A 25,393-nucleotide genomic window follows, 5' to 3' on the forward strand; every position below is an offset into this window, starting at 1 on the left:
CCGGCCCGCGCCCCCTGCTCCAGTATTCGCTGCGACCATTCCTCGATTTACATTCAAGTTCGTATGCTCGCGGCCGAAAGAGGGCCCGAAGACACCCGCGGGCCGCCGGCAAGGCACCCGCTCGGATCGAACTATTCATCTGATTGGAATGACATGAACAACTGGTTTGCAAACATCGGCGTCAGCAGGAAGCTCACACTGGGCTTCGGTGCCGTGCTGGTCTTGACCCTAATCCTCGCCTGGAACGGCTGGGGCAGCCTCGGCAGTGTCATCCAGCGCAGCGGCTGGATGACCGAGATCTCATTGCTGAACAAGACGCTGACCGACCTGCGCATCGCCCGCCTGCAATTCATGCTGGCCAATGGTGACAACGAATCCACCGAGCGTCTGGACAAGAACCTGGGCATCTACCTCGCCCAGCAGACCAAGCTGCTGGAGACCTTCAAGAACCCGGTCAACGTCGCCCAGCTCAAGGAGCAGGCCGGCTACAACGCGCAGTATCAGAATTCGCTGAACGACATGCGCAAGGCCTATGCCCAGGCCAACGCCTCGCGGCAGATCATCGACCAGGCCGCAGGCCGTCTGAGCGAGCTGATGGCTGGCGTGAACCGTCAGGTGCTGCAGCTCTCGGACTATGACGAGGGCCGTTTCGCACAATTCCAGGCGATCACCCAGATCGAAGACGACGTGCAGCGTGCGCAGTACCTGCTGCGCGTCTACATGAGTAGCCCGGGTGCCGAGGCGGCGAAGGCGATCTACGCCCAGCTCGACGCCGCGCAGGCCACCCTCGGCCGTCATGCCGGCGCACTGGACGCCGACAGCGGCGCGGCGCTGCAGCAGATGCGCACGGTGCTCGGCGAGTACCGCAGCGCCATCGAGGCGCTGGAGAAGGCCACCCAGGCAATCGCCAAGGCGCGCCAGGAGATGACCGACCAGCAGAAGGAAATCGTCCGTATCAGCGACTCGCTCTACCAGTTCCAGCTCGACCAGCTCGACGTGGAAAGCGCCGCAGCACGCACGCGCCTGATCGTCAGCGCGCTGCTGGCCCTGGTGCTGGGCATGCTGGCCGCTTGGCTGATCACCCGGCAGATCATCCTGCCGCTGCGTGCCACCCTGGCTGACGTCGAGCGCATCGCCTCCGGCGACCTCAGTGCCACCGCACAGGTTCAGCGCCGCGACGAGCTGGGCGTGCTGCAGCGCGGCATCCAGCAGATGGGCTCGACCCTGCGCGAGCTGATCGGCGGCATCCGCGATGGTGTCAGCCAGATCAGTGCCGCCGCCGAGGAGCTCTCGGCCGTCACCCAGCAGACCAGCGCCGGCGTGAACAGCCAGAAGGAAGAAACCGATCAGGTCGCCACCGCCATGCACGAGATGTCGGCGACCGTTCAGGAAGTCGCGCGCAATGCCGAACAGGCCGCGCTGGCCGCCACCGAGGCGGACGGCGAAGCGCGGGAAGGCGATCGCGTGGTCACCGAGGTGGTCACCCAGATCGAACGCATGGCCAGCGCCGTGGTGCGCTCCACCGAGGCGATGACCGCACTGCAGCAAGAGAGCGACAAGATCGGCAGCGTGATGAACGTGATCCGGGCGGTGGCCGAGCAGACCAACCTGCTGGCGCTCAACGCCGCCATCGAGGCGGCCCGTGCCGGCGAGGCCGGACGCGGATTCGCCGTGGTCGCCGACGAGGTCCGCGGCCTGGCGCAGCGTACGCAGAAGTCCACTGAGGAAATCGAAGGGCTGGTCGCCGCGCTACAGAACGGCACCCAGCAGGTTGCCTCGATCATGCACACCAGCCGCGACCTGACCGACAGCGGCGTCGAGCTGGCGCGCCGGGCCGGTGCATCACTGGGCAGCATCACCCGCACCGTGTCGAACATCCAGGCGATGAACCAGCAGATCGCAGCGGCCGCCGAGGAGCAGAGCGCGGTGGCCGAGGAGATCAGCCGCAGCGTGGTGAATGTGCGCGATGTGTCGGAACAGACCGCCGCCGCCAGCGAGGAAACCGCGGCGTCGAGCACCGAGCTGGCCCGTCTGGGCGGTCAATTGCAGTCGATGGTGAGCCGCTTCCGGCTCTGACGGAACCTCGCGAGGCAGGCCCTGCCTCGCGGGGTGGAAGGCTCAGCTGGCCTGGGATTGCAGGTAATTCTGCAGACCGATGCGGTCGATCAGGCCGAGCTGCTGCTCCAGCCAGTAGGCGTGGTCTTCCTCGGTGTCGTGCAGCTGCAGCGCCAGCATGTCGCGGGTCGGGTAGTCGCCGTGCTGTTCGGCCAGCGCGATGCCCTGGGCCAGCGCGGCGCGCACCTTGTACTCCAGCGCCAGATCGTTGCGCAGCATGTCCGGCACAGTGTGCCCCGGATTGATCGGCTCCGGCGTCATGTCCGGGGTGCCTTCGAGAAAGAGGATGCGCTGCAACAGTGCATCGGCGTGCTGCGTCTCTTCTTCCATCTCGTGATTGATACGCTCGTAGAGCTTGCTGAAGCCCCAGTCGGCGTACATCCGCGAATGCAGGAAATACTGATCGCGCGCCGCCAGTTCGCCGCGCAACAGCTCCTTCAGATAGTCGATTACCGGTGCCTGGCCTTGCATTGCGTATTCCCCATGAGTGATGCGCCTTCAACAGCGGGCAAGCATCCCCGCTGAGTTCACGACGGTCAAGCGCTGCAGAGCCGCAGCCGCGCCCCCTTGAGTGTGGCAGAGCCTCGGCAGAAGTCGACCGCCCGGTCACATGCTTGTGCGCGCATAGCCGGCGAACTCCTGAGCAGACGCAGGGCTCTACTGTCAGTCCCAACGGGTGCCAGCGCGCCCGCAGCGCCGATCAGACAGGAGCCCCGATGACGTCGACGCAAGCATTCCCAGTGTCCCGTGCCTGGTTGACGATCATCGTCTGTGCGCTGCCGCTGCTCGGTGGTTGCTCCTCGGAAGCCGAGCCGGCACCCGAGCCGCCACGGGTGGCCCTGGTCGAGCCGTTGCAGGCGGCCGAACCGCAAGCCGAGGCGCTGCGCTTCTCCGGCGTGGTGCAGAGCGTGACATCCACGCAGCTGTCATTCGAGGTGGCCGGGCGTATCGAGCGCATCCTGGTCGACGAAGGCACGCGGGTGCGCCGCGGGCAGGCGCTGGCACAGCTGGATCGCACCGACTATCGCCTGCAGATGCGCGAAGCCGAGGCACGCCTGCGTCAACTGGAAGCGGATCTGGCGCGCAAGCGCACGCTGCTCGCCGAGGGCATTCTCGCCCCCGCCGCCATCGAAGCGCTGCAAGCCAACACCGTGGCCGCACGGGTGGCGCGCGACAGCGCCCAGCGCGACCTCGACCACAGCACGCTGAACGCGCCGTTCGATGGCGTGGTGGCGCGCCGCCTGGCCGAGCCGGACATGGTGGTAGCGGTAGGCACGCCGGTATTCGAGATGCAGGACAACCGCCATATCGAAGTCAGCGTCGACCTGCCGGAAAGCGCAGCGCTGAGCATCCCGCTCGGGCACGAGCTGCAGGCCGAGGCTGAACTGGTGATCGCCGATCTGCGTGTGCCGCTGCGCTACAAGGAGCACAGCACTCAGCCACGCGAAGGCGCGCGCACCTACCGTCTGGTGCTGCAGGGTGAGCCACCGGAGGATTTCAATCTGCTGCCGGGCATGGCCATGCGCGTCAGCATCGAACGTCCGGCGCAGCCGCAGACGACCCGCGACGCCTTTCGCCTGCCGTTGTCGGCGCTGCAGACCGGCAGCGACGGCCAGCACTTCATCTGGCAGGCCGACGACGGCCGCGCCCGGCGGCTGGCCGTGGACCTGCAGCAGGTTGAAGGCGATCAGGCATTGATCCGTGGCGAGGGCCTGCAGGCGCAGCTGCCGATCATCGTCGCTGGCGGCAGCAAGCTGCACGACGACCAGCCGATCGAAGCGAAGGAGCGGAACTGAGCCGATGGATTTCGCCCGCTACGCCATCACCCGCCCGGTCAACATCTGGATTCTGATACTGATCTGCCTGCTCGGCGGCTCCCTCGCCTTCTTCGAGATCGGCCGCCTGGAAGACCCGGAATTCACCATCAAGCAGGCCATCGTCAACGTGCAGTATCCCGGCGCCACGGCGCTGGAGGTCGAACAGCAGGTGACCGAGCCGCTGGAGAGCGCGATCCAGCAGATGTCGCAGATCAAGGAGATCCGCTCGCGCTCGATGCCGGGCATCGCCGAGCTCCGCGTGGAGATGCAGGACCGCTACGACGGCGATGCCCTGCCGCAGATATGGGACGAGCTGCGCAACAAGATCGACGATGCCCAGGGCGACCTGCCCCCGGGGATCGAACCGCCGCAGGTCAACGATGATTTCGGCGACGTCTACGGCATCTTCTATGCGCTGACCGGCGACGGACTGACGCTCAAGGAGCTGCACGAAACGGCCAAGGACCTGCGCCGCGCCCTGCTCACTGCCGACGGCGTCGGCAAGGTGGAAATCGCGGGCGTGCAAGAAGAGCGCATCCTCGTCGAAGTCGACCAGGCGCAGCTGGCGGCGCTGGGTGTCGCCCCCGACGAGATCGCCGCGGCGCTGGCCGATACCGATGCCGCCGTCGATGCCGGTGGGGTCGGTGCCGGCGACTTTTTCGTACGCCTGCGCCCCAGCGGCGCCTTCGATTCCCTCGACGAGTTGCGGGCGCTGCCAGTCGGCCAGGGCCCGCAGCGGGTCGAGCTGGGCGCTATCGCCAAGCTGTCGCGCGACTACGCCGAGCGGCCGCGGCAGATCATCCGCCACAACGGCCAGGCGGCACTGACCCTGGGCGTCAGCGGGGTCTCCGGAGCGAATATCGTCGAGGTCGGCCACAGCGTCGAAGCGGCGTTGCAGGCCATCGAACACCGCATGCCACTGGGCGCCGAACTGCATCCGCTGTACGAGCAGCACCAGATCGTCGATGAGTCGGTGAACAGCTTCGCGCTCAACGTGTTCCTCTCGGTGGCCATCGTGGTCGGCGTGCTGTGCATCGCCATGGGTCTGCGCGCCGGCGTCATCATTGGCGCGGTGCTGTTTCTCACCGTGCTCGGCACGCTGCTGGTGATGTGGCTGGCGGGCATCGAGTTGGAGCGGATTTCCCTCGGCGCACTGATCATCGCCATGGGCATGCTGGTCGACAACGCGGTGGTGGTCTGTGACGGCATGCTGGTGCGCCAGCGCCAGGGCAAGAGCATCCTCGAAGCCTCACAGGAAACGCTGCAACAGACGCAGTGGCCGCTGCTCGGCGCCACCATCATCGGCATCCTCGCCTTCGCCGGCATCGGCCTGTCCCAGGACACCACCGGCGAATTCCTCTTCTCGCTGTTCTTCGTCATCGCCGTGTCGCTGCTGCTCAGCTGGCTACTGGCGTTGCTGCTGGTGCCGCTGTTCGGTCATTACCTGCTGCGCAACGCCAAGACCGACGAGGACCCCGACGCCGCCTACGACGGCCCCTGGTACAACCGCTACCGCCGACTGGCCGGCGGAGTGCTGCATCGGCCCTGGCTGACGGTCGGCGTGCTAGTGGTGCTGACGGTGGTCAGCATGGTGCTGTTCACCCGCTTGCCGCAGAGCTTCTTCCCACCGTCGAGCACGCCGCTGTTCTACGTCAATCTGTTCCTGCCACAGGGCACGCATATTCGCGAGACCGCAGAGACCGCCTCTGACGTGGAGGCGTATTTGGCGGAGCTGGAGGGGGTAAGCGAGGTGTCCAGCTTCATCGGCGCCGGAGCCTCGCGCTTCATGCTGACCTATATGCCGGAGCAGCCGAATTCGTCGCTGATGCACTTTCTCGTGCGCACCGAGGATGCCGAGCTGATCGCCGGGCTGGTGAGGCAGATCAACCAGCAGCTGCCGCAACGCTATCCCTCGGCCGACGTCTCGGCTGCGCAGTTCATGTTCGGCCCCAATGCCGAGGCCAAGCTGGAAGCGCGCATCAGCGGCCCGGACATCGAGGTGCTGCGGGCCATATCCGCCGAGGGTCGCAAGCGACTGCAGGATGAGGGCAAGGTGTTCAACGTGCGCGATGACTGGCGCCAGCAGGTGCTGGTGCTGCGCCCGCAACTGGCACTGGATCGCCTCGCCGACGCCGGCCTGACCCGCCAGGCCGTGGCGCGTGCCCTGGCCGCTGGCAGCGAGGGCCAGCGGGTCAGCCTGCTGCGCGAGCGCGACGAGCTGATCCCGGTATTGCTGCGCGCCGCGCCCGAGGATCGCATCGATAGCGGCGAGCTGCTGCAACGGCTGATCTGGAGCCCCGCCGGCACCGGCTACGTGCCACTGGCGCAGGTCGCCGATGGCGTCGAGCCGGTCAGCGAGGACAGCATCATCGTGCGCTACGACCGCGAGCGCACCATCTCCATTCGCGCCGAACCTCGCGATGGCGAGAACACCAACGAGGCGCACGAGCGCATTCGCCCGCTGATCGAGGGCATCGAGCTGCCGGTCAACTACAGCCTCAAGTGGGGCGGCGATTACGAACAGTCTTCCGAGGCCCAGCAGGCGCTGGCCAGCACGCTCGCGGTGCCCTACCTGGCGATGGTGCTGGTCACCGTGCTGCTGTTCGCCCGGGTGCGCCAGCCGCTGATGATCTGGCTGGTGGTACCCATGGCGATCTGCGGGGTGAGCTTCGGCATGCTGATCACCGGTCAGGCGTTCGGCTTCATGGCACTGCTCGGCCTGCTCAGCCTGACCGGCATGCTGATCAAGAACGCCGTGGTGCTGGTGGACGAGATCGACCGGCAGATCGACGACGAAGTACCGCGCCTGACCGCCATCATCGAAGCCTCGGCGTCGCGCCTGCGACCGGTGATGATGGCCGCCGGCACCACCGTACTGGGCATGGTGCCGCTGCTGTTCGACCCGTTCTTCGCCAACATGGCGGTTACCATCATGGGCGGCCTGGGCTTCGCCACGTTGCTTACGCTGCTGGCGGTGCCGTGCCTGTACCTGCTGTTCATGAAAGTGCGCGCGGAGGAAACTGCATGACTGCCAAGGCCCTGGCCGCCCCGCTGCTACTCGCCCTGGCCCTGAGTGCCTGCTCCAGCGCACCGCAGCATGTCGATCCGCAACTGCCGGAAGGCTGGTTCAGTGCCGCCGGTGCGCACCCGGCCGATGCCGAGTCGCTGGCCGTCTGGTGGCGCCAGTTCGATGACCCGCAGCTCAGCGCGTTGGTCAGCCGCGCCATGCAGCAGAACCACGATGTACGCCTGGCCATGGCGCGCGTCACCGCAGCGCGAGCCCAGCTGCGCCAGTCGCGCGCCGGCCTGCTGCCGAGCTTCGATCTGCCTGGTTCGGCCAGCCGCCAGTGGAACGAGAACGATCAGGAAGCCGAACCCGACAGCCCGCTGGCCGACTTCATCCCCGACGACGACGTGATCAGCTTCGATACCTGGGAGCTGGCGCTGCAGGCGACCTGGGAGCTGGACCTGTTCGGCGCCACCCGCGCGCGACGTGACAGTGCCGCCCAGCAATTGCGCTCAGCCGAAGCGCAAACGATCGCCGCACGGCTGGCCGTGGCCTCGAACACCGCCCAGGGCTATCTGCAGCTGCGCGCGTTGCAGGGCCAGCGCGCCTTGCTGGTCGAAGGCATCGAAGTGGCGCGCGAACTGGAGCGTATCGCCGGGCTGCTGTTCCACGCCGGCGAAGTGACCCGTCTGGACGTCGAAGCCACATCCGCCGAGCGGGCATCGCTGGAAGCCGATCTGGACGAGCTGGACATTCATCTGGCCGAAGCGCAGCTGGCGCTGGATACCCTGCTCGCCGAGCCGCCGGGCGGCACCGCTGCACGTCTCGCCGCCAGCGCGCCGGTGCCACTGGCCGAGCAGCGCATCGCCCCGGGCCAGCCCATCGACCTGCTGCGCCGCCGCCCGGATCTTATCGCCGAAGCCGCACGGCTGGACGCCGCCGAGCTGCAATCGCTGGCCGCCCGCCGCGATCTGTTCCCCAAGCTGGCGGTGCAGGCCGCGGTGGGCCGCTCCGGCTTCGCTCTGGGAGACGCGATATCCGGCGCCTCGAACTTCGCCCGGGTCGGCGCGACGTTCGGCCTGCCATTGCTCGACTATCCTCGCCGCGGCGCCGCCATCGACCTCGCCGATGCCGAGGGCGAGACCACCTATGTCGCCTTCGAACAGGCGCTGGCCCGAGCCCTGGAGGAAGTCGAACGGGGCCTGACGAGAATGGCCGGTCAGCAGCGCAGGCACGCATCCCTCAACCGCACCCGCGAGCACCGTGAACGGGCGCATCGGCTGGCGCAGCGCAGCTACGAGCTAGGTGAGGCGAACCTGAGCGAGGTACTGGACGCCCAGCGCGGTGCGCTACAGGCCCGCCAGCGGGCGCTGGAAGGCCGGAGCGCGCTGGCGACGGCGCAGGTGGCGTTGTATGTGGCGTTGGGGGGTGGGTGGAAGGCGGCGTCCGCAGATACCGCGGACGCTGGGGAAAACCCTACAGAGCAATCGACGCACTGAAGACCTTAACTGGCCGGAGTCTTTGAAGACTCCCGCTAGTCGGCAAAAACACAGAAGCAGCAGTCTCCGCGGTTCGCCAGAGACTGCCGATCAGCCTTTCATCCACGGCGGCTCCGGCGGCTCATCCTTCGGCGCATCGTCCGCACCGCGCAAGGCCTCACGGCGCTCCTGCTCGGCCAGCGTGGCCTTGATCTCCCGCATTACCGCATCGATATCCGCGGCATCTTCCGGCTCGGCAAATTCCCCGGTCAGCTCGGTCTCGGTGGTCAGCTTGCCCTGCTCGTACAGCGCCCACATCTCCTTGGCGTACCGGGTGAACTTGAGTTCCGGCGCGAACTGTCCGAAATAGGCCGACATGTTGCCAACATCGCGCTCGAGCATTTCGAACGCATGGTTATTGCCGGCCGCATCCACCGCCTGCGGCAGGTCGATGATCACCGGGCCGTGCTCGTCGAGCAGCACGTTGAATTCCGACAGATCACCGTGCACCAGCCCCGCGCAGAGCATCTTGACCACTTCGTGGATCATGAACGCATGGAACTCGCGGGCGTCGTCCGGATGCAGGTCCACGTCGTTCAGTCGCGGTGCGGCATCGCCATCTTCGCCGGCGATCATCTCCATCAGCAGCACGCCGTCGAGAAAGTCGTAGGGTTTGGGAACGCGCACGCCGGCATCTGCCAGGCGGAACAGCGCCGCGACCTCAGCGTTCTGCCAGTTGTCTTCCTTCTCCTTGCGCCCGTGCTTGGAGCCCTTGGCCATCGCGCGCGCATCGCGACTACTGCGCACCTTGCGGCCTTCCTGGTATTTCACGGCCTGGCGGAAGCTGCGCTTGTTGGCTTCCTTGTAGACCTTGGCGCAGCGCAGCTCGTCGCCACAGCGCACCACGTATACCGCTGCTTCCTTGCCGCTCATCAGCGGCCGCAGCACCTCGTCGATCAGGCCATCCTCGATCAGCGGTTCGAGTCGTTTAGGCGTTTTCATCAGCGGCTTGCAGGTCCTTCTCGGTCAGGGCGATGCTGCAGGTTACGGCAATCACGGGGCGGCTTCCATGCTCCCCATCGACTTTGAAAGCACGCTTTGGATTGGCGCACGTCCGGTCAGGACCGACAATCGCAGCATCAACCAGGGGAGTCGCGCCATGCTCGACCAGAACCGCTGCTGGCAAGCGCTGTGCGAACGCGATGCCGCCTTCGATGGCCGCTTCGTGTTCGCCGTGCGCTCGACCGGTATTTTCTGCCGACCCAGCTGCCCGGCACGCCGGCCAGCTCGCGAGCGGACGGCGTTCTACACCGATCCAGCGGCAGCCCAGGCCGCCGGTTACCGGCCATGTCGCCGCTGCTCCCCCTGCGGCCCGAGCCCGAGCGAGCAGCTCGATGCGCTGGTGATCGCCGCCTGCCGCCTGCTCGACGAAACCGAGACGCCGCTGCCGCTGCAGCAGCTGGCCGCGCGCATCGGGCTGTCGCCGGCCTACCTGTCACGGGCATTCAAGGCGCGCACCGGCATGACCCCGCGGGCGTGGTCGGCGGCGCGCCGCCGCGAACGTCTGGAAACCCACCTGACCGAGGCCGACTCGGTACTCGATGCCGCCCTCGCTGCCGGCTACTCCGGCACGCGGGCCCCTTATGCGGACGCCCAGGCACTGACGCCGGCCCAGCGCCGCCGCAAAGGTGCGGGCGAAACCCTGCGCTACGCCCTGGCGCCCTGCCCACTCGGCCAGCTGCTGGTCGCCAGCAGCGACAAAGGCATCTGCGCCCTGCTGTTCGGCGACGACCAGACAGCGCTGGAAGACGAGCTGCGCTCACGCTTTGCCGCGGCACAGTTGCAGCGCGACCAGGAAGGCCTGGGTGAGTGGCTGCAGGCAATCGTCAGCCAACTGGAAGAACCGCAGCGTGCCGCCCAGCTGCCGCTCGATCTGCGCGGCACGGCCTTTCAGCAGCGCGTCTGGCAGGCGTTGCAGCAGATTCCCGCCGGCGAGACGCGTCGCTACGGTGAGCTGGCGGCAACCCTCGGCAGCCACGCCCGAGCGGTCGCCCGCGCCTGCGCCAGCAACCCCGTCGGCCTGCTGGTGCCCTGCCATCGCGTGGTCGGTAGTCATCAGGCGCTGACCGGCTATCGCTGGGGGCTGGAACGCAAGGCGGCGTTGCTCGAGCGCGAAGCACAACGAGACTCGGGAGCCTGAGCGGATTTCGGCGGTCGGATACTTCAGTGCCGCCAACCGCAGGAAGCCCGCCATGACCGATCTGAAGCGTTACCGCATCCACTACTGCATCAACGGCGAGCCCGCCTCGCTGCTGATCAGCTCGTTCGAAGTGCCCGGTCTGGAGCAGGCCGAACTGGAAATACTGCTGCATTACGTCCGCGAGCCGCGTGCGGCGGTCGACGCTCCCTGGGAAAACCCGATACGCCCCAGCGAAGACAGCCGGCTTGAAGAGCTGGGTGTCAGCGACATTCAGATCGAAGAGGAAAGCCACTGAAGGCCATGTAGCATTACGCGCCCGCCCACCGCCGACCGTACGGAGCCTGTCGTGCAGCTTATCGACACCCATACCCACCTCGATTTCGAGATGTTCGATGATGACAGGACCCAGGTCATCGCCCGCAGCGCGGCCGCTGGCGTCGAGCGCATCGTGGTACTCGGCGTGAACGAAGCGAATCTGGAGCGGGTCTGGCAGCTAGCCTGCGAGCAGCCAGCGGTTCATGCCGCGCTGGGCCTTCACCCGGTGTTCATCGCCGAGCACCGGGACGAGCACCTGGGCAAGCTGCGCGACTGGCTGGAGCAGCTACGCGGTGAGCCTAAACTCTGCGCCATCGGCGAGATCGGCCTGGACTATTACGTCGAGGACCCGGACATCGAGCGCCAGCACGAACTGCTCGAAGCGCAGCTGGCGCTGGCTGCGGAGTTCGAGCTGCCAGTACTGCTGCACGTACGCCGCGCCCACGCACCGATGATCGCCATGCTCAAACGCTACAAGCTGCAGCGCGCCGGCATCGTGCACGCCTTCAGTGGCAGCTGGGAGGAAGCTCAGGAATACCTGCGCCTCGGCTTCAGGCTCGGCCTCGGGGGTGCCGGTACTTGGCCACAGGCGCTGCGCATGCAGCGGGTGCTCAAGCAACTGCCGCTGGAGGCCATCGTGCTGGAAACCGACTCGCCGGATATCCCACCAGCCGGCCACGCCGGCGAGCGCAACAGCCCGGAACTGCTGCCGGAGATCTGCCGGATGCTGGCCGATCTGAAGGGTGTCAGCGCCGAAGAGCTGGCCGCCGCCAGCTATCGCAACAGCTGTGAACTGTTCGGCTGGCCGCAGCCCTGATCATCGCCGCGGTCAGACCCGGAACGCGCCGATCAGCTGCTGCAGGCGTCCCACCAGCTGCGACAGCTCACGACTCGCCTGCTCGGTATGCCCGGCACCCTCGGCGGTACGCTGGCCGGCCTCATTAATGGCGACGATATTGCGATCGATATCGTGCGCCACGGCTGTCTGCTGCTCAGCCGCAGCGGCGATCTGCTGGTTCTGATCGACGATCAGCCCCACCGCGCCGAGGATGTTTTCCAGCGCCTGCTCGACCCGCCCCGACTGGCCTACGGTGTCTTCGGCCAGCGTATGGCTGGCATGCATGGTTTTCACCGCTGCGCCGACACCATTGTGCAGGCGAGCGATCATCTGCTCGATTTCCGCGGTGGACTTCTGCGTCCGCTGCGCCAGCCCGCGCACCTCGTCTGCGACCACCGCGAAGCCACGGCCCTGCTCGCCCGCGCGCGCGGCCTCGATGGCCGCATTGAGGGCCAGCAGGTTGGTCTGCTCGGCGATGGTCTTGATCACGTCCAGCACCTGGCTGATCGCCTTGCTGTCGCCGGCCAACTGGTTGATCACCTGCACCGACTGCTCGATCTCGCCGGCCAGCCGCTGGATACCGCCGACCTGCGCTACCACCAGCTCGCGCCCGCTGACGGTTTCCTCGTTGACGCTCTGTGCGCTGCCCACTGCTGCCTCGGCACTGCTGGCGACCTCCTGGGCGGTGGCGGACATCTCGTTCATCGCCGTGGCGACCTGTTCGATCTGCCCACGCTGCTCGGATACCGTCTGATTGCTCTCGCCGGAGACGCTTTCGACCCGCTGTGCCTGGCGCTCGACTTCGGCGACGGTCTGCCCGACTCGCTCGATCAGCTCGCGGATCTGCGCCACGGTGGTATTGAACACCTGGCCCAGCTCGCCAAGCTCATCGCGGCTCTGTACCTGATAGCGCGCGGTCATGTCACCGGCGGCGACCTTGTCCATAATCCTGCCGAGACTGTGCAGCGAGGCGCGCGTCGAGGCGTAGAAGCCCGCGTACAGATACGCCACCAGGCACAGCACCACCGCCAGTGCCGAAAGCAGCAGGGTCATGAGCAGGCGCTTCTGCTCCAGCCGCTCGGCAAGCTCCACCTCGAGGAAACCGAGAATGGCGTCGTTCAGCTCGTAGGTCTTGGCCATCTGCGCGCTGATGCGCTCGTAGAACTGCTCCCAAGGCAGGTCCAGCGCCTCGGCCATGATCACCTCGTCCTGCAGGATTTCGCTGCTCGCCTGCAGGGACTCACGGCTGGCGGTGGCGAAGGCGTCGAGCCGGGTACGCGCGGCCTGGCTTGCGCCCAGGGCATCCTGCAACTGTGCGGCGTACTGCGCCTGCTGCTTTTCCAGTTCCAGCACGAGGCTGTCCAGCGTATTGCTGGCATCGGAGTTCAGGTAGCCCTGGCCGAACGTGTAGGAGCCCACCGCGCGCCCCTCGCCGAGCGATGCGCTGATGGCCGGGGTTACCGTGGTCAGCAGCTCGGCCAACAGACGGACCTCACGCTCGAGATCCTGGCTGAGGCCAGACTGGCCGGCGACGAGCTTGATCATCACCTGAGACTGACCCAGCAGGGACTCGGCCATGGCTGCCTTGGACTGCAACGATTGCTCGGCCTGGGCGGCGTTCAGGCCGGTCACCAGCTCGTCGCGACGGGCATTGAATTCGGCCACCTGCTCGGGCGCATCGCCAACCGGCGCGAGCGCCTGCAGCTGCGCCGTAAGCTCGCTTTCGACGCGGTTCAGACGGGTCTTCAACGCCTCGACATTGCCGGTCTGGCCGATGATCGATTCGATATGCACGAGGTCTTTCCAGTCTTCCATGCTACGCCGCACCTGCAGGGTCGAGCCGAGCAGCTCGAGGCTCTGCAGCTCGTTACGGGTACCGACATACGCCCGGTACGAGTCGCGCACCAGGTAGTAGTTGCTCAGCAGCATGGGAACGAAAAACAGGACGCTGACCAGGCTGAACTTCATGCCGAAGCTCAGGCGGTTCATGAACGCAATCGCGGGATACAACAGACTATTCACACGACGTCTCCCAATTTTATTGGTATTGGCGTGCACGCAATTGCAGCGCGCAGCAGGGCTCGTCAGAGAGTGGCATCTGCCCGGGTTATACGGGATATCGGTATGGGCTTTTGTAACTTAAGGTAATGGCCAAATCATGGCCAGCAGTTCTGTATTGGATAGGCACCCGGCGAGGCGTCTGGCTCAAGGGTTCCAGCGATTCGACAGGCAAACCTCATACAGCGGCGTTATGGAGGTCCATCAGCGCCGCCGCTGGCGGATAAGGCTCAGACGAGGATCGTCCAGACCGCAATCACCGCGTACCAGAACACGCGTGTGCGCACCAGCAACGCCGCGATCCCGTCGAGCCGCGCGATGCCCGCCTCACCCTCGGTCGCTGGCGGCAGATCGGCGGCCAGCGGACCGGCATCGGCCAACAGCCGCCGGGCTGGCACATCCCAGCTCAGCAACTCGTGCAGCAGCGCCCGGTTGACCGCGACGAAGTTGCCGACCAGCGCAAAACTGCCGAGCAACACCCGCACCGGCAACCAGTCGAAGGCATGCCGCAGCTGCTCGGCCCGCTCGCGCAACCCTTCGAGCTCGGTGTGCTCGGCGCACAGCGCCAGCAGCCGGTACGCCAGCGCAGCCATCGGCCCGAGCAGCAGGTACCAGAAGATCACCGCAAAAAAACCCTCGTAGCTGCGCCACAGCAGCCAGGACTGCACCGCTGCCAACAGGCTCGGCGGGGCCTGCGCCCGCTCCTGCGCCTGCAGGCCGGCGTCACGTTCGGCGGCCAGCGCGGCGGCTTCCTCATCTCCACGGCGCCAGGCGTCGCGGAACGCACCGAGTTCAGCCTTGGCATGGCCGCGGCCGAGGCTGTAGAGCAGCACCAGCAGATGCACCGGCAGGCTCAGCCACCCGTAGGCCAGCGGCTCCAGTGCCAGAAGCACCAGGCCGAGCAGCAGCACCGGGAACAACACCAGCAACAGCAGCGCCAGCCAGGGCGTCTGTCGCAGACGCGGGCTGGCCTCCACCTGACGCAGGCGCGTCAGCCAGGGGCTGTCGTATTGCAGCCGCGGGCGCCAATCAGAGAACTTCTCCACCAGCAGCACGAGCAGGATCACCAGAAAACTCATCGTCCTTTCCTTTCGTCAGCAGGTAATGGAAGCCGCACGCAGCCGCTGCCAGTCGAATGCCGGGCCGGGATCGGTCTTGCGCCCCGGCGCGATATCGCTGTGGCCGCAAACCCGCTCGGGGGTAATCGCTGGAAACGCGCCCTGCAGTACTTGGCACAATCCGATCAGCGCCTGGTATTGCGCCTCACTGAAGGGTTGGTCGTCGGTCCCCTCCAGCTCGATGCCGATGGAGAAATCGTTGCAGCCCTCGCGACCGTCGAAGCAGGACACGCCGGCGTGCCAGGCACGATCCAGACAGGAGACGAACTGAGTGATCGCGCCATCACGCTCGATGAGAAAATGCGCCGACACCTGCAGCTCGGCGATCTCCTCGAAAAACGGGTGCTCATGGCACTGCAGACAATTCTGGAAGAACTGCTGAACCTTGCCGGTGCCGAACTGCCCCGGCGGCAGGCTGATGTTGTGGATCACCAGCAGGGAAATCTCGCCGGCCGGCCGCTGGTTGAAGTTCGGTGACGGGCAGTGGCGAACGCCCTGACACCAACCGGTAGCGCAATCCAGAATCATCGTAGGGTCCGAGCTGACAACAGGCCCGCAGGCTAGCGCCTGCGAGACGCCAGCTGCAAGCGTCGCCACGGTCGCGGGCAATCCCGGTTACAACTGCTTGAACTACTCGGCCGCTCCAGACAAGCGCCGCGCGGCGGCCTTTTCTTCCCGCCGCGATGCCAGCCGGTCGGCCAGCCGGGTCGGCTCCGGCAGGCGATAGCGCGTGACATAACGCATCACCAGCTGCGGTGCGGTGACGATGCTGACCCGGTTACCCGGGGAAATGATCAGCGGCCGCACCTTGTCCTTGCTGCGCAGCACGCAGCCGATCACTTCGCCGGTCTTCTTGTCGCGCAACTCGACCTGTGCACCACGCGCCAGATCCAGCTCGTCGTGCGCCCCGATGAGCAGCTTCTTTGCCACGCCGATGGTGGGCAGGCCGGTCACCACGCCCAGGTGAGCAGCAATGCCCAGGCGGCGCGGGTGGGCGATGCCGTGGCCGTCGGAAAAGATCAGGTCGGGAACGGCCGGCAGCTCGCCGAGCGCCTGCAGCACCGCGGGTAGCTCACGGAACGAAAGCAGGCCCGGAATGTAGGGCATGTTCGTCGGAACTCGCGCCAGGCTGCTGCCGACCAGCTCCAGGGTGTCGGCATCCAGCAGCACTGCCGCGGCGCGGGTGATAGTGCCGCCATCCTCGAAACCGACATCCACCCCGGCGATCAATCGCAACGATGGGAAGTCATCCTGCAAGCTCACCTGCGCCGCCAGGCTCTGCTGCATCGCACGCGCCGCCGCCGGGCTGCCATCCCAATCGCCGAAAGGCGCTGTCGGATACTGACTGCTTTCACTCATCTCTTCGCTCCTGTGCATCAGCGGTTCGACGCCGGGTCGCTGTGACGGTTCAGCCGCATCGCTTCAGGGAAGGCTGGACAGATGCATGCAAAAATAGGACGCTCCAGCCGCCACACGGCAGATTTACCCTGTTACTCACCACAATAATTAGAATCGCATGCCCAATCTCGCCTCGATCCAGCGCGTCAGCATACTTGCCACCGAAGGGGTGTTCGCCTCGACACTCACCCAGGCCAAGGATTTCTTCCACATGGCCAGCCTGCGCTATGGCAAACAGCTCGGCCTTGACCTCACCCCTGCTTTCGAAACCCGCCTAGTCAGCCCAGACGGCAAGGCGGTCAATACCTTCAGCGGTATCGCCATCGCCGTGGATAGTCCGCTGGACGACGCCGATATGGTGATCCTGCCGGCCTTCTGGGGAGATTTCGATGCGCTCTGCGCGCAGCATCCGGGTGTGATGCCCTGGTTGCGCGAGCGTCACGCAGCAGGCAGCGTCATCTGTGGCGAAGCCACCGGCGTGTTCTGGATGGCCCAGGCGGGCCTCCTGGAAGGCCGCGAGGCGACCACCCACTGGCGCTTTGCCAATGACTTCGTCGAGCGCTTCCCCGGTGTGGCTTTCAGCGCCGACAAGCACCTCACCGACAGCGACAACCTCTACTGCGCAGGCGGCACGACCTCGGCCTGCGACCTGTACATGTATCTGGTCGAGCGCTTCTGCGGCGCACACGTGGCCCAGGGCATGGCGCGTGACGTGCTTTACGAGCTACAACGCAGTTACAGCCCGGGGCGCTTGGGTTTCGGCGGGCAGAAGCTGCATCTGGATACGCGGATTCTGCAGATACAGGAATGGCTGGAAGCCAACTTCGCCGAAAAGTTTCGCTTCGAGGACGTGGCGCGGCAGCACGGCATGAGCATTCGCAACTTCATGCGCCGCTTCCAGGCAGCCACCGGCGACAAGCCGCTGCACTATCTGCAACGCCTGCGGATCGAGACGGCGAAAAGCCTGCTCGCCACCACCGGCAAGAGCATCAAGACGATCAGCTACGAAGTGGGCTACGACGATGCGAGCTTCTTCGCCCGCCTTTTCCGCCAGCACACCGAGCTGTCACCCAATCACTACCGGCAGAAATACCGGCCTGAGTCGTAAGGGCGACCACGGAACAGCCAAGGCTGGCCTGCTGAAGCAGGTACCGACAGCTGGCATACGCCTTCTTGACGAAGACCGCGCCTACTAAGGCGCAGTGCCAGACGTTGCGAGAAAGCGGCCTTTGGCCGCGAAGAGTCGGTCTTCGCGGCCACGCCATGGTCAGGGCTTGTGCGGCCGCGACAGGTACTCGTGCGATTGCATTTCCAGCAGACGGCTCAGGGTGCGCTGGAATTCGAACTCCAGGCGACCACCGGTATAGAGGTCCTTGAGCTCGACCTCGGCAGAGATGATGAGCTTGACGTTGCGGTCGTAGAACTCGTCGACGAGGTTGATGAAGCGGCGCGCCATGTCGTCCTTGGTGACACTCATCTGCTCGACATTGGCCAGCAGGATGGCGCCGAATATCTTGCCCAGTTCGATGTAGTCGTTCTGGCTACGCGGCCCGTCGCAGAGCTCGCGGAACTCGAACCAGGCCACATCGTTGCCGGTCTTTACCGCACGGATTTCGCGGTTCTCGATCATCAGTGCGTCCTTGTCGACGACCCGGCAGTTCTCCGGCAGCAAGCTCTTGAAGCTGCGTTCCAGGCTCTGCTCGGCCTCGGCATCGAGCGGGAAGTGGAACAGCTCGGCCTGTTCCAGCGCACGCAGGCGATAGTCGATGCCGCTGTCGACGTTGACGATCTCGGTGTGCTTCTTCAGCAGCTCGATGGCCGGCAGGAAGCGCGCGCGCTGCAGACCGTCCTTGTACAGACCGTCCGGCACGATGTTGGAGGTCGCCACCAGGCTCACGCCGTTCTTGAACAGCTCTTCGAGCAGCGTGGCAAGAATCATCGCGTCGGTGATATCGGAGACGAAGAATTCGTCGAAGCAGATCACCCGCGACTCGTCGGCGAAGCGCTTGCCAATGATGGTCAGCGGGTTCTTTTCGCCCTTGAGCGTCTTCATTTCCTCGTGCACGCGCTTCATGAAGCGGTGAAAGTGCGTGCGCGTCTTCTGCTTGAACGGCAATGCGTCGAAGAAGGTATCAACGAGGTAGGTCTTGCCGCGGCCAACGCCGCCCCAGAAGTAGATGCCCTTGATCGGCTCCTGCTGTTTCTTGCCGAACAGCTTGCCGAGCAGGCCGCTCTTGCTGCGATCGTCGGCCACCAGATCGTCGTACAGACGTTGCAGGTGACGCACCGCATTTTCCTGGGCGGCATCGTGGAAGAAGTCAGGACGTTTCAGGTCGGCCTGATAGCGCTCAAGAGGGGTCATGGCGGAGTCTGGGTAGTGAAACGGGGCCGACACTTTAGCCGCGCCCTCGGTGGTTGGCAATTTACTCAGGTCGTTCAAGCGTCAGCCCTCCTGGGACACCCATTCTTGGAGATTGCCGCGAAGCCGCGGAACGCAGTCGCGGGGTACGTTCCGCCCTGGCGGCAGCACGTCAGTCGACGAGCGTGGCCAGCGCCTCGCGTACCCGCAGCATGGCGGCATCGAGCGCTTCGGCGCTCTCATAATGTGGGCTGTCGGCGACGCATTCGTCGTCCAGCCACAGGGTGAATTGATCGCCTTCGTCCTCGCGAAGTTCCAGCGCGTCCGGCCCGCCGGCAATCAACCGCTGGGTCAGGCTGCCGATCGCCTTCGGGTTGCTCAACGGACGGGACAGCAGCAGCTCCTCGCCGTCGGGCGCAAAGAAACGAAAGCGGAACGCGCCGTCGGCCTCGCGGAAGCTGGCGAAGCGCGCCACCTTGCTGGACTTCTTCTTGGCTGGCGCTGCACTTTTAACTTCGCTACGGAAGTTGCGCAGGCCCACCGCTTCGCGCAGCTCACCAAGGAACGGCGTGGCGATTCGGCGCGCCTTGGCCGCGCCCGCCTGGAGAATGTCCTCCAGCTCGGCGGGCTTGGTGATCAGCTGGTGATACAGCTCGCGCGCCTCGCCCAGCTCGTTGTCGAGCAGCTCGAACAGGCGCTGCTTGGCATCGCCCCAGGCCAGCCCGTCGAGCAGCTCCTGGCGGAACGCATCCTGCTGCTGCGCGGTGGCGAACGCCTGGTAGAGGGTGAACAGGTGCGAGCTGTCGGGGTCCTTCGGCTCGCCCGGCAGGCGCGAGTCGGTGACGATGCGTGCGATCGCGCCCTTGAGCTCCTTGGCGCTGCCGAACAGCGGAATGGTGTTGTCGTAGCTCTTCGACATCTTGCGTCCGTCAAGGCCGGGCAGCGTGGCGACGCCTTCCTCGATCACCGCTTCCGGCAGGGTGAAGAACTCACGACCGTGACCGAACAGATGATTGAAGCGCTGAGCAATGTCGCGGGCCATTTCCACATGCTGGATCTGGTCGCGGCCAACCGGCACCTTGTGCGCGTTGAACATCAGGATGTCCGCCGCCATCAGCACCGGGTAGCTGTAGAGTCCCATGGTCACGCCGGCATCCGGGTCCTCGCCGTTCTCGACGTTCTTGTCCACCGAGGCCTTGTAGGCGTGGGCACGATTGAGCAACCCCTTGGCGGTGACGCAGGTGAGCAGCCAGGTCAGCTCGGGGATTTCCGGAACGTCGGACTGACGATAGAAGGTCACGCGTTCGGCATCGAGGCCGCATGCCAACCAGGTCGCGGCAATCTCCAGGCGCGAGCGCTGGATACGCAGCGGGTCATCGCACTTGATCAGCGCGTGGTAGTCGGCCAGGAAATAGAAGGAGTCGGCGGCCGCGTCGCGGCTGGCCAGGATGGCCGGGCGGATCGCGCCGGCGTAGTTGCCCAGGTGCGGCGTGCCGGTGGTGGTGATACCGGTCAGGATGCGGGTAGTCATGCAGTCATTCTCGATCGTTGAGCGCGGCGGAGAGGAGCAGGTTCGGGCATCAAAGCCGCGGGGCTACCAGTTCCTTCAGTTCCACCAGCTTGCCATGAAAAAAGTGGCCGCATTCTGCCACTTTCAGCAGCTCATGGGGGTGCTGCAGCTGCGCGGAAAAGGTGTACACGGACTCGGCATCGATGACCTCGTCCTGCTCCGGCTGGATGATCGTCAGCTGGCAATCGTCAGCCAACGACAGCTCGACGAGGCGCGACACTGCCGGCGCCACCATCATCAGCCGCTGTACCGCCACGCCCTCCGCGTTCAAACGGTGGGCCAGCTTGCCGGCGACGAACCCGCCGAAGGAGAACCCCAGCAGCGTCAGCGGCAGCTCCGGATTCTGCTCGCGCAGCCAACGCAGCGCAGCCTCGGCGTCATCCACCTCGCCCTCGACCATGTCATGCGCGCCGGCGCTGCCGCCGACACCGCGATAATTGAAGCGCAGCGTGCTGTAGCCGGCGTCGCGAGCGGTGCGCTGCAGGGTCGAGACCACCTTGTTCAGCATGGTGCCGCCCTTGACCGGGTTCGGGTGGCAGATCAGCGCGAGCCCCGTCGGCTGCGATTGATCGAAGTACAGCGCTTCAAGGGTGCCGCAGGGGCCGTCGAGATTGAGGGGGGTTTCGCGTTTCAACAAAGCAGGAACTCCGTGACCTTGGGACGAGTCGACTCGTCTTGCTAACTAGCTGCCAATAACCGCCGCCTCGCGTCGCGGTATACAGAGCAGGTACGAGACGTTAACGTAAGCACAGCCGTTTATATAGAGGAAGGACTCGTGGAACAGACCCTCGCGACCTGGTTGCTCCCGATCGTCGGCCTGATCGCCGGCATCGCCATCGGTTATCTGGTGGCACGCAGCAGCGCACCGAACCGCACACAGCGTCAGGTCGATGACCTGCAAGAGCGTTTCGACACTTATCAGAGTGAGGTGGTTACCCACTTCAACACCACCGCCAGCCTGCTGCGCAAACTGACCAACAACTATCAGGACATTCAGGATCACCTGTCCGACGGCGCCAGCCGCCTCGCACTCGACGAACAGACCCGTCAACGCCTGATGGCCGCACTGCACAGCGAAGAGAACCACGGCACCCGTGAGCGTCTCTCGTCGCCGGCCTTCACCGAGCCGCCGAAGGACTATGCGCCCAAGGGCGACGACACCCCCGGTACCCTGCACGAGAATTTCGGCCTGAAAAGCCGTCACTGACCGATCCGCCTGGCGCAGCCGCTGCGCCAGGCACCGCAACCTCGCCCCGCCCTTACTGCCGCAAGCGCATCGACAGGTCCACCGCCCGCACATGCTTGGTCAGCGCGCCGATGGAGATGTAGTCCACCCCCGTTTCCGCCACGCTGCGCAGCGTTTCATCGCTGATGCCGCCCGACGCTTCGAGCTTGGCCCGCCCCCCATTGATGGCCACCGCGGTGCGCATGTCATCCAGACTGAGCTCGTCCAGCATGACGATATCGGCACCTGCTAGTAGCGCCTGCTCAAGCTCGCCCAGACTCTCCACCTCGATCTCCACCGGCTTGCCCGGCGCGATGCGATGTGCAGCAGCAACCGCCTCGGCGATGCCACCGCAAGCGGCGATGTGGTTTTCCTTGATCAGGAAGGCGTCGTACAAACCGATGCGGTGGTTGTGGCAGCCACCGCAGGTAACGGCATACTTCTGCGCCAGGCGCAGCCCGGGTATGGTCTTGCGCGTATCGAGCAAACGCACGCCGGTCCCGTCGACCATGTCCGCGTAGTGACGACAGCGAGTCGCCACACCCGACAGCAGTTGCAGAAAATTCAGCGCACTGCGCTCGCCGGTGAGCAGCGCCCGCGCCGGCCCCTCGAGATGGAACAGCACCCGGTCAGCCCCGACACGGTCACCATCGGCAACCTGCCAGTGAACCGCAACGCGTGGGTCGACTTGGCGGAATACGGCGTCTACCCATGCCGTTCCACTGATCACTGCCTCCTCGCGAGTGATGACCGACGCATGCGCCAGCCGCTCGGCTGGAATCAACTGCGCCGTGATGTCACCACTTCCGACGTCCTCGGCGAGCGCGCGACGAACGTTGGCATCGATTTCTGCAGATAGATCGGCAAGTGTAAGATTCGGCATGGCTGACTCCTGAAGATTGCGCGGAGTATAAAGGCTGATTGCTCGCTAACGCAGCGCCAACCTGCGCATCCCGGACGGGTATTCGAGAGGCTTTTTTTACCTCCCGGCGGAAAACCTGCGAGTATCTGTGAGCCAAGTCATGTCCAATGAAAAACCGGCCTTGGCATCGCAATCCGATGCTTATAATGCCCTTCAAGAATATTGACGCCACCGAAATGGCGACACCTTACTGACGAGGTGTCGTTGTAAAATCAGACCGCTCGGCTATGCTGCGCTGGATCCGGTTCGACAGAAGAAACCCGCACTAGATTGCGGGCTCGCCCGGAACCTTCCGCCTTGCCCTGCCGATTTGGTTACCCTTACAAGACGCTGTTTGAAGCTGGCGTTGTGACCGCCGTTAAGCAGGCGACCGCAGGAGAGTCTCGATGCGAACCGATGCGAAAGTGGTGCACCTGAACAAGGCAGCCCCTGAGCACAAGCCTTCTTCACCAGCAGGCCGCCTGCCTGTGGCGCTCATCAGCGTGCGCGACAAGGCCGCCCAACAGCTGCGTCAGGCCTTGCAGTCGCTGTTCGACAACGCCGATGACTCGCTCTTCGAAATCGCCGATCGTGCGAGCAGCAACGTCGAACAGAACGCGTTTTTCGAAGCCATGCGTGATTTGCGCATGAAGCGCCGCAACATCGAACGCGGCTTTCTGCAACAGCTGTTCGAAGCATTCGCCAAACTCAATCAGTATGAGATCGGCAAGCCGCCGGTGCTGGACAATGTGTCGTTCGACAGTCTTTCACTTGTGCAGAACGATGAGCTGGAAGAGTCGGTAGCCGTCGACACCATGGTCGCGAAAGTCATGAGTCGTGCGGCTCAACCGCTGGGGCACCTGACCACTCGTTTCAATGCGCTGATCAGCAAGAAGCTCGATGACAAGAGCAACCCGCTCGGCCCGCACGCACTCTGCGACTACTTCATCGAGGCCAGCAGCAGCCTTGGGGTAGAGATCAAGGTCAAGCTGATCATCTTCAAGCTCTTCGAAAAATACGTGCTCGGGGATATCGACCAACTCTATGCCGAAGCTAACCAGACCCTGGTCGCTGCCGGCATCCTGCCAGAGCTGCACTCCGCCCCGCCCCGCCGCCAGCAGCGCCCCGGCGCGCCAGCCGGAAGCCATGCACCATCAGCACCACTTGGCCAGGCTGCACATGTCGACGAGGGACTGCAGGAAGCCGCATTCAGCGCACTGCACAGCCTGCTTTCAGAGCTCCGTGGCAGCAGCATGCTGCCGGCGCGCAACATCCCCAGCGATGCGATCCCGATCTCCAGTGGCGACCTCCTCCGCCTGCTGTCGCACATGCAGGCGCGCGCGCCGCAGACCGTCGACGAGTTCGATCTTCAGGAGCAGCTGGCCGGCCTGCTGAGCCGAGTCAGTGCCAAGACCGGCAAGTCCCGCGTGGTTGGCGAGATAGACGACGATGTGATCAACCTCGTCTCCATGCTGTTCGAATTCATACTCGATGACCGCACCCTGCCCGACTCGCTAAAGGCCCTGATCGGTCGCCTGCAGATCCCGCTTCTCAAGGTCGCGGTATTGGACAAGACCTTCTTCAGCCGCGGCAGCCATCCGGCACGCCGCCTGCTTAACGAGATTGCCTCGGCAGCGATGGGCTGGGGCGATCAGGATGAAGCGCAGCGGGACAGTCTCTACCAGAAGATCGAGCAGATCGTGGCTCGACTGCTCAACGACTTCACTGACGATCCGGCCATTTTCTCCGAGCTGCTGGCCGACTTCCTTGCCTTCATCGGCGATGAGCGCCGCCGTAGCGAGCTGCTCGAGCAACGCACCCGCGATGCCGAGGAAGGCCGCGCCAAGGCCGAGATCGCCCGACAGGAAGTTGAGCGCGCCCTGAACCAGCGCTTGCTCGGCAAGACGCTTCCGGAAGTCGTGGTGCGGCTGCTACAGGAAGCCTGGAGCAAGGTTCTGCTGCTTACCTGTCTGAAACACGGCACCCAGTCCGAAGAGTGGCAGGCCGCCCTGGACACGATGGACGATCTGGTGTGGAGCGTTACCCCTCACGAAGACGAAGAATCGCGCGCACGCCTGCTGGAGCTGGTCCCGAGCCTGCTTAAAGCGCTGCGCGACGGACTGGTCAGCGCCGCCTTCGACCCTTTTTCCACCGGCGACTTCTTTACCCAGCTCGAAGCGCTCCATGTCCAGACCCTGCAGCGCTTCCAGCAACCGCAGAGCGCTCCCAGCGAGGCGCCAGCGGACGACAGCACTTCAGCGGAGTCAGCGGCAACTCCGATAGCAACCACACCGGCAATGGTCGAAGTGGTCGACGAGATCGTCCTGCTTGCACCTGGCGAGAGCCGCGAGCAGGAACCGGAAATCAGCCTGCCGGATAACGATGTCGCGCTGGTCCAGGTCGACAATCTGCGCGTCGGCAGCTGGGTGGAGTTCCAGGAAGACGAAGAACACAAGCTGCGCTGCAAGCTGGCAGCGGTGATCAAGCCCACCGGCAAGTACATCTTCGTTAATCGCACCGGCATGAAAGTCCTGGAAAAGACCCGCATGGGCCTGGCGACCGAATTCCAGCGCGGCGCCATTCGGCTACTCAACGACACCCTGCTGTTCGACCGCGCGCTGGAGTCGGTCATCGGCAACCTGCGCAAGCTGAAGAACACCTGACAACCCCCAAGGGCATGCCGCCCGGCATGCCCGCCAGCCCTCCGCGCGGCAAAGCGCCGCACTTCGCGCTTGGCTTTTGACCCTGCACAGCTAGAATGCCTGCATTCCATTCGAGGTGCCCATGCCAAGCCGCCTGAAGCCCGAAGATCAGCAGCGCGTCGATGAATACCTCCGCGCCCCGCAACACCAGGTCGAGCGCCAGCCGTTTCGCCCCTGGCTTCTTCTGCTTGTGGTACTGGTCGTGGTGATCGGGCTCGGGTTATTGAGCCGCCTCTTGAGCCGCCTTGTGCTTTGAGCTCCGCTCGCCAGGCCGCCCCGCCGTTTCCCTTGC

General features: G+C 65.0%; 21 protein-coding genes. 11 read left to right on the forward strand and 10 right to left on the reverse strand.

What is annotated here, in order from left to right; translation table 11 throughout:
* Positions 1–153 precede the first annotated feature (153 nt).
* A complete protein-coding gene (locus F753_RS48075; RefSeq protein ID WP_023447154.1) occupies positions 154–2,076 on the forward strand; it encodes a methyl-accepting chemotaxis protein in 1,923 nt (640 codons plus the stop codon).
* A gap of 42 nt (positions 2,077–2,118) precedes the next feature.
* On the opposite strand, the gene bfr is transcribed toward F753_RS48075, so the two are convergent.
* Positions 2,119–2,586, reverse strand: coding sequence for a bacterioferritin (gene bfr, locus F753_RS48080; RefSeq protein WP_014819086.1), 468 nt, complete (start codon positions 2,584–2,586; stop codon positions 2,119–2,121).
* 245 nt (positions 2,587–2,831) lie between these two features.
* Here bfr and F753_RS48085 point away from each other — a divergent pair, with 245 nt between their 5' ends.
* From F753_RS48085 to F753_RS48095, 3 genes are read left to right on the forward strand one after another with little or no spacing between them, the layout of a single operon-like run.
* Positions 2,832–3,911, forward strand: a complete 1,080-nt coding sequence (locus F753_RS48085) for an efflux RND transporter periplasmic adaptor subunit (protein ID WP_023447155.1) — start codon at positions 2,832–2,834, stop codon at positions 3,909–3,911.
* 4 nt (positions 3,912–3,915) lie between these two features.
* The gene (locus tag F753_RS48090; protein WP_023447156.1) at positions 3,916–6,960 is read left to right on the forward strand and encodes an efflux RND transporter permease subunit; all 3,045 of its coding nucleotides are present in this window, start codon (positions 3,916–3,918) and stop codon (positions 6,958–6,960) included.
* The gene (locus F753_RS48095) at positions 6,957–8,438 is read left to right on the forward strand and encodes an efflux transporter outer membrane subunit (protein WP_023447157.1); all 1,482 of its coding nucleotides are present in this window, start codon (positions 6,957–6,959) and stop codon (positions 8,436–8,438) included. Before F753_RS48090 ends, F753_RS48095 begins: the two co-directional genes overlap by 4 nt.
* 90 nt (positions 8,439–8,528) lie before the next feature.
* On the opposite strand, the gene F753_RS48100 is transcribed toward F753_RS48095, so the two are convergent.
* On the reverse strand, positions 8,529–9,419 hold the full coding sequence (locus F753_RS48100) for a PA4780 family RIO1-like protein kinase (RefSeq protein ID WP_014819082.1): 891 nt from the start codon (positions 9,417–9,419) through the stop codon (positions 8,529–8,531).
* A 157-nt stretch (positions 9,420–9,576) separates the two neighbouring features.
* Here F753_RS48100 and ada point away from each other — a divergent pair, with 157 nt between their 5' ends.
* The 3 genes from ada to F753_RS48115 are packed head-to-tail and all read left to right on the forward strand — an operon-like array spanning position 9,577 to position 11,749.
* Entirely contained in the window at positions 9,577–10,617 is a 1,041-nt protein-coding gene (gene ada, locus F753_RS48105; RefSeq protein WP_031298501.1) for a bifunctional DNA-binding transcriptional regulator/O6-methylguanine-DNA methyltransferase Ada, read from the forward strand.
* Between the two features lie 52 nt (positions 10,618–10,669).
* Positions 10,670–10,912 carry a hypothetical protein gene (locus F753_RS48110; RefSeq protein ID WP_014819080.1) on the forward strand — a complete coding sequence of 81 codons (243 nt, stop codon included), beginning with the start codon at positions 10,670–10,672 and terminating at the stop codon, positions 10,910–10,912.
* A gap of 51 nt (positions 10,913–10,963) precedes the next feature.
* Entirely contained in the window at positions 10,964–11,749 is a 786-nt protein-coding gene (locus F753_RS48115; protein ID WP_023447159.1) for a TatD family hydrolase, read from the forward strand.
* Positions 11,750–11,761: 12 nt separating this feature from the next.
* On the opposite strand, the gene F753_RS48120 is transcribed toward F753_RS48115, so the two are convergent.
* From F753_RS48120 to nfi, 4 genes are all read right to left on the reverse strand, one after another.
* Positions 11,762–13,792, reverse strand: coding sequence for a methyl-accepting chemotaxis protein (locus F753_RS48120; protein ID WP_031298503.1), 2,031 nt, complete (start codon positions 13,790–13,792; stop codon positions 11,762–11,764).
* A 266-nt stretch (positions 13,793–14,058) separates the two neighbouring features.
* On the reverse strand, positions 14,059–14,907 hold the full coding sequence (gene ampE, locus F753_RS48125; RefSeq protein ID WP_023447161.1) for a regulatory signaling modulator protein AmpE: 849 nt from the start codon (positions 14,905–14,907) through the stop codon (positions 14,059–14,061).
* Positions 14,908–14,922: 15 nt separating this feature from the next.
* Entirely contained in the window at positions 14,923–15,474 is a 552-nt protein-coding gene (gene ampD, locus F753_RS48130; protein WP_023447162.1) for a 1,6-anhydro-N-acetylmuramyl-L-alanine amidase AmpD, read from the reverse strand.
* Between the two features lie 102 nt (positions 15,475–15,576).
* Positions 15,577–16,305: a deoxyribonuclease V gene (gene nfi / locus F753_RS48135; protein ID WP_023447163.1), complete on the reverse strand. Its 729-nt coding sequence runs from the start codon at positions 16,303–16,305 to the stop codon at positions 15,577–15,579.
* Positions 16,306–16,462: 157 nt separating this feature from the next.
* Here nfi and F753_RS48140 point away from each other — a divergent pair, with 157 nt between their 5' ends.
* Entirely contained in the window at positions 16,463–17,452 is a 990-nt protein-coding gene (locus tag F753_RS48140) for a GlxA family transcriptional regulator (protein WP_023447164.1), read from the forward strand.
* 159 nt (positions 17,453–17,611) lie between these two features.
* Here F753_RS48140 and zapE read toward each other — a convergent pair whose 3' ends face one another.
* From zapE to F753_RS48155, 3 genes are all read right to left on the reverse strand, one after another.
* Positions 17,612–18,706, reverse strand: a complete 1,095-nt coding sequence (gene zapE / locus F753_RS48145; RefSeq protein WP_014819073.1) for a cell division protein ZapE — start codon at positions 18,704–18,706, stop codon at positions 17,612–17,614.
* Between the two features lie 169 nt (positions 18,707–18,875).
* Entirely contained in the window at positions 18,876–20,234 is a 1,359-nt protein-coding gene (locus F753_RS48150) for a tryptophan--tRNA ligase (RefSeq protein ID WP_014819072.1), read from the reverse strand.
* A 49-nt stretch (positions 20,235–20,283) separates the two neighbouring features.
* On the reverse strand, positions 20,284–20,910 hold the full coding sequence (locus F753_RS48155; protein WP_023447166.1) for an alpha/beta hydrolase: 627 nt from the start codon (positions 20,908–20,910) through the stop codon (positions 20,284–20,286).
* 138 nt (positions 20,911–21,048) lie between these two features.
* On the opposite strand from F753_RS48155, the gene F753_RS48160 reads away from it, so the two are divergent.
* Entirely contained in the window at positions 21,049–21,480 is a 432-nt protein-coding gene (locus F753_RS48160; RefSeq protein WP_003298586.1) for a Z-ring associated ZapG family protein, read from the forward strand.
* A 52-nt stretch (positions 21,481–21,532) separates the two neighbouring features.
* On the opposite strand, the gene nadC is transcribed toward F753_RS48160, so the two are convergent.
* A complete protein-coding gene (gene nadC, locus F753_RS48165; protein WP_023447167.1) occupies positions 21,533–22,381 on the reverse strand; it encodes a carboxylating nicotinate-nucleotide diphosphorylase in 849 nt (282 codons plus the stop codon).
* A gap of 425 nt (positions 22,382–22,806) precedes the next feature.
* Between nadC and F753_RS48170 the strand changes: the two genes are divergently transcribed.
* Positions 22,807–25,062 carry a DUF1631 domain-containing protein gene (locus F753_RS48170; RefSeq protein ID WP_023447168.1) on the forward strand — a complete coding sequence of 752 codons (2,256 nt, stop codon included), beginning with the start codon at positions 22,807–22,809 and terminating at the stop codon, positions 25,060–25,062.
* A 121-nt stretch (positions 25,063–25,183) separates the two neighbouring features.
* Positions 25,184–25,357 (forward strand): DUF3094 family protein, encoded by a 174-nt coding sequence (locus tag F753_RS48175; protein ID WP_003298581.1) that lies wholly within the window; start codon positions 25,184–25,186, stop codon positions 25,355–25,357.
* The last annotated feature ends 36 nt before the right edge of the window (positions 25,358–25,393 follow it).

The sequence above is a fragment of the Stutzerimonas chloritidismutans AW-1 genome, assembly GCF_000495915.1.
Taxonomy (GTDB): Bacteria; Pseudomonadota; Gammaproteobacteria; order Pseudomonadales; family Pseudomonadaceae; genus Stutzerimonas; species Stutzerimonas chloritidismutans.

Excerpts from the sequence above, each read along its gene's own strand:
- F753_RS48075 (WP_023447154.1), top strand. The coding sequence starts at position 154 with ATGAACAACTGGTTTGCAAACATCGGCGTCAGCAGGAAGCTCACACTG.
- bfr (WP_014819086.1), bottom strand. The coding sequence starts at position 2,586 with ATGCAAGGCCAGGCACCGGTAATCGACTATCTGAAGGAGCTGTTGCGC.
- F753_RS48085 (WP_023447155.1), top strand. The coding sequence starts at position 2,832 with ATGACGTCGACGCAAGCATTCCCAGTGTCCCGTGCCTGGTTGACGATC.
- F753_RS48090 (WP_023447156.1), top strand. The coding sequence starts at position 3,916 with ATGGATTTCGCCCGCTACGCCATCACCCGCCCGGTCAACATCTGGATT.
- F753_RS48095 (WP_023447157.1), top strand. The coding sequence starts at position 6,957 with ATGACTGCCAAGGCCCTGGCCGCCCCGCTGCTACTCGCCCTGGCCCTG.
- F753_RS48100 (WP_014819082.1), bottom strand. The coding sequence starts at position 9,419 with ATGAAAACGCCTAAACGACTCGAACCGCTGATCGAGGATGGCCTGATC.
- ada (WP_031298501.1), top strand. The coding sequence starts at position 9,577 with ATGCTCGACCAGAACCGCTGCTGGCAAGCGCTGTGCGAACGCGATGCC.
- F753_RS48110 (WP_014819080.1), top strand. The coding sequence starts at position 10,670 with ATGACCGATCTGAAGCGTTACCGCATCCACTACTGCATCAACGGCGAG.
- ampE (WP_023447161.1), bottom strand. The coding sequence starts at position 14,907 with ATGAGTTTTCTGGTGATCCTGCTCGTGCTGCTGGTGGAGAAGTTCTCT.
- ampD (WP_023447162.1), bottom strand. The coding sequence starts at position 15,474 with ATGATTCTGGATTGCGCTACCGGTTGGTGTCAGGGCGTTCGCCACTGC.
- nfi (WP_023447163.1), bottom strand. The coding sequence starts at position 16,305 with ATGAGTGAAAGCAGTCAGTATCCGACAGCGCCTTTCGGCGATTGGGAT.
- F753_RS48140 (WP_023447164.1), top strand. The coding sequence starts at position 16,463 with ATGCCCAATCTCGCCTCGATCCAGCGCGTCAGCATACTTGCCACCGAA.
- zapE (WP_014819073.1), bottom strand. The coding sequence starts at position 18,706 with ATGACCCCTCTTGAGCGCTATCAGGCCGACCTGAAACGTCCTGACTTC.
- F753_RS48150 (WP_014819072.1), bottom strand. The coding sequence starts at position 20,234 with ATGACTACCCGCATCCTGACCGGTATCACCACCACCGGCACGCCGCAC.
- nadC (WP_023447167.1), bottom strand. The coding sequence starts at position 22,381 with ATGCCGAATCTTACACTTGCCGATCTATCTGCAGAAATCGATGCCAAC.
- F753_RS48170 (WP_023447168.1), top strand. The coding sequence starts at position 22,807 with ATGCGAACCGATGCGAAAGTGGTGCACCTGAACAAGGCAGCCCCTGAG.
- F753_RS48175 (WP_003298581.1), top strand. The coding sequence starts at position 25,184 with ATGCCAAGCCGCCTGAAGCCCGAAGATCAGCAGCGCGTCGATGAATAC.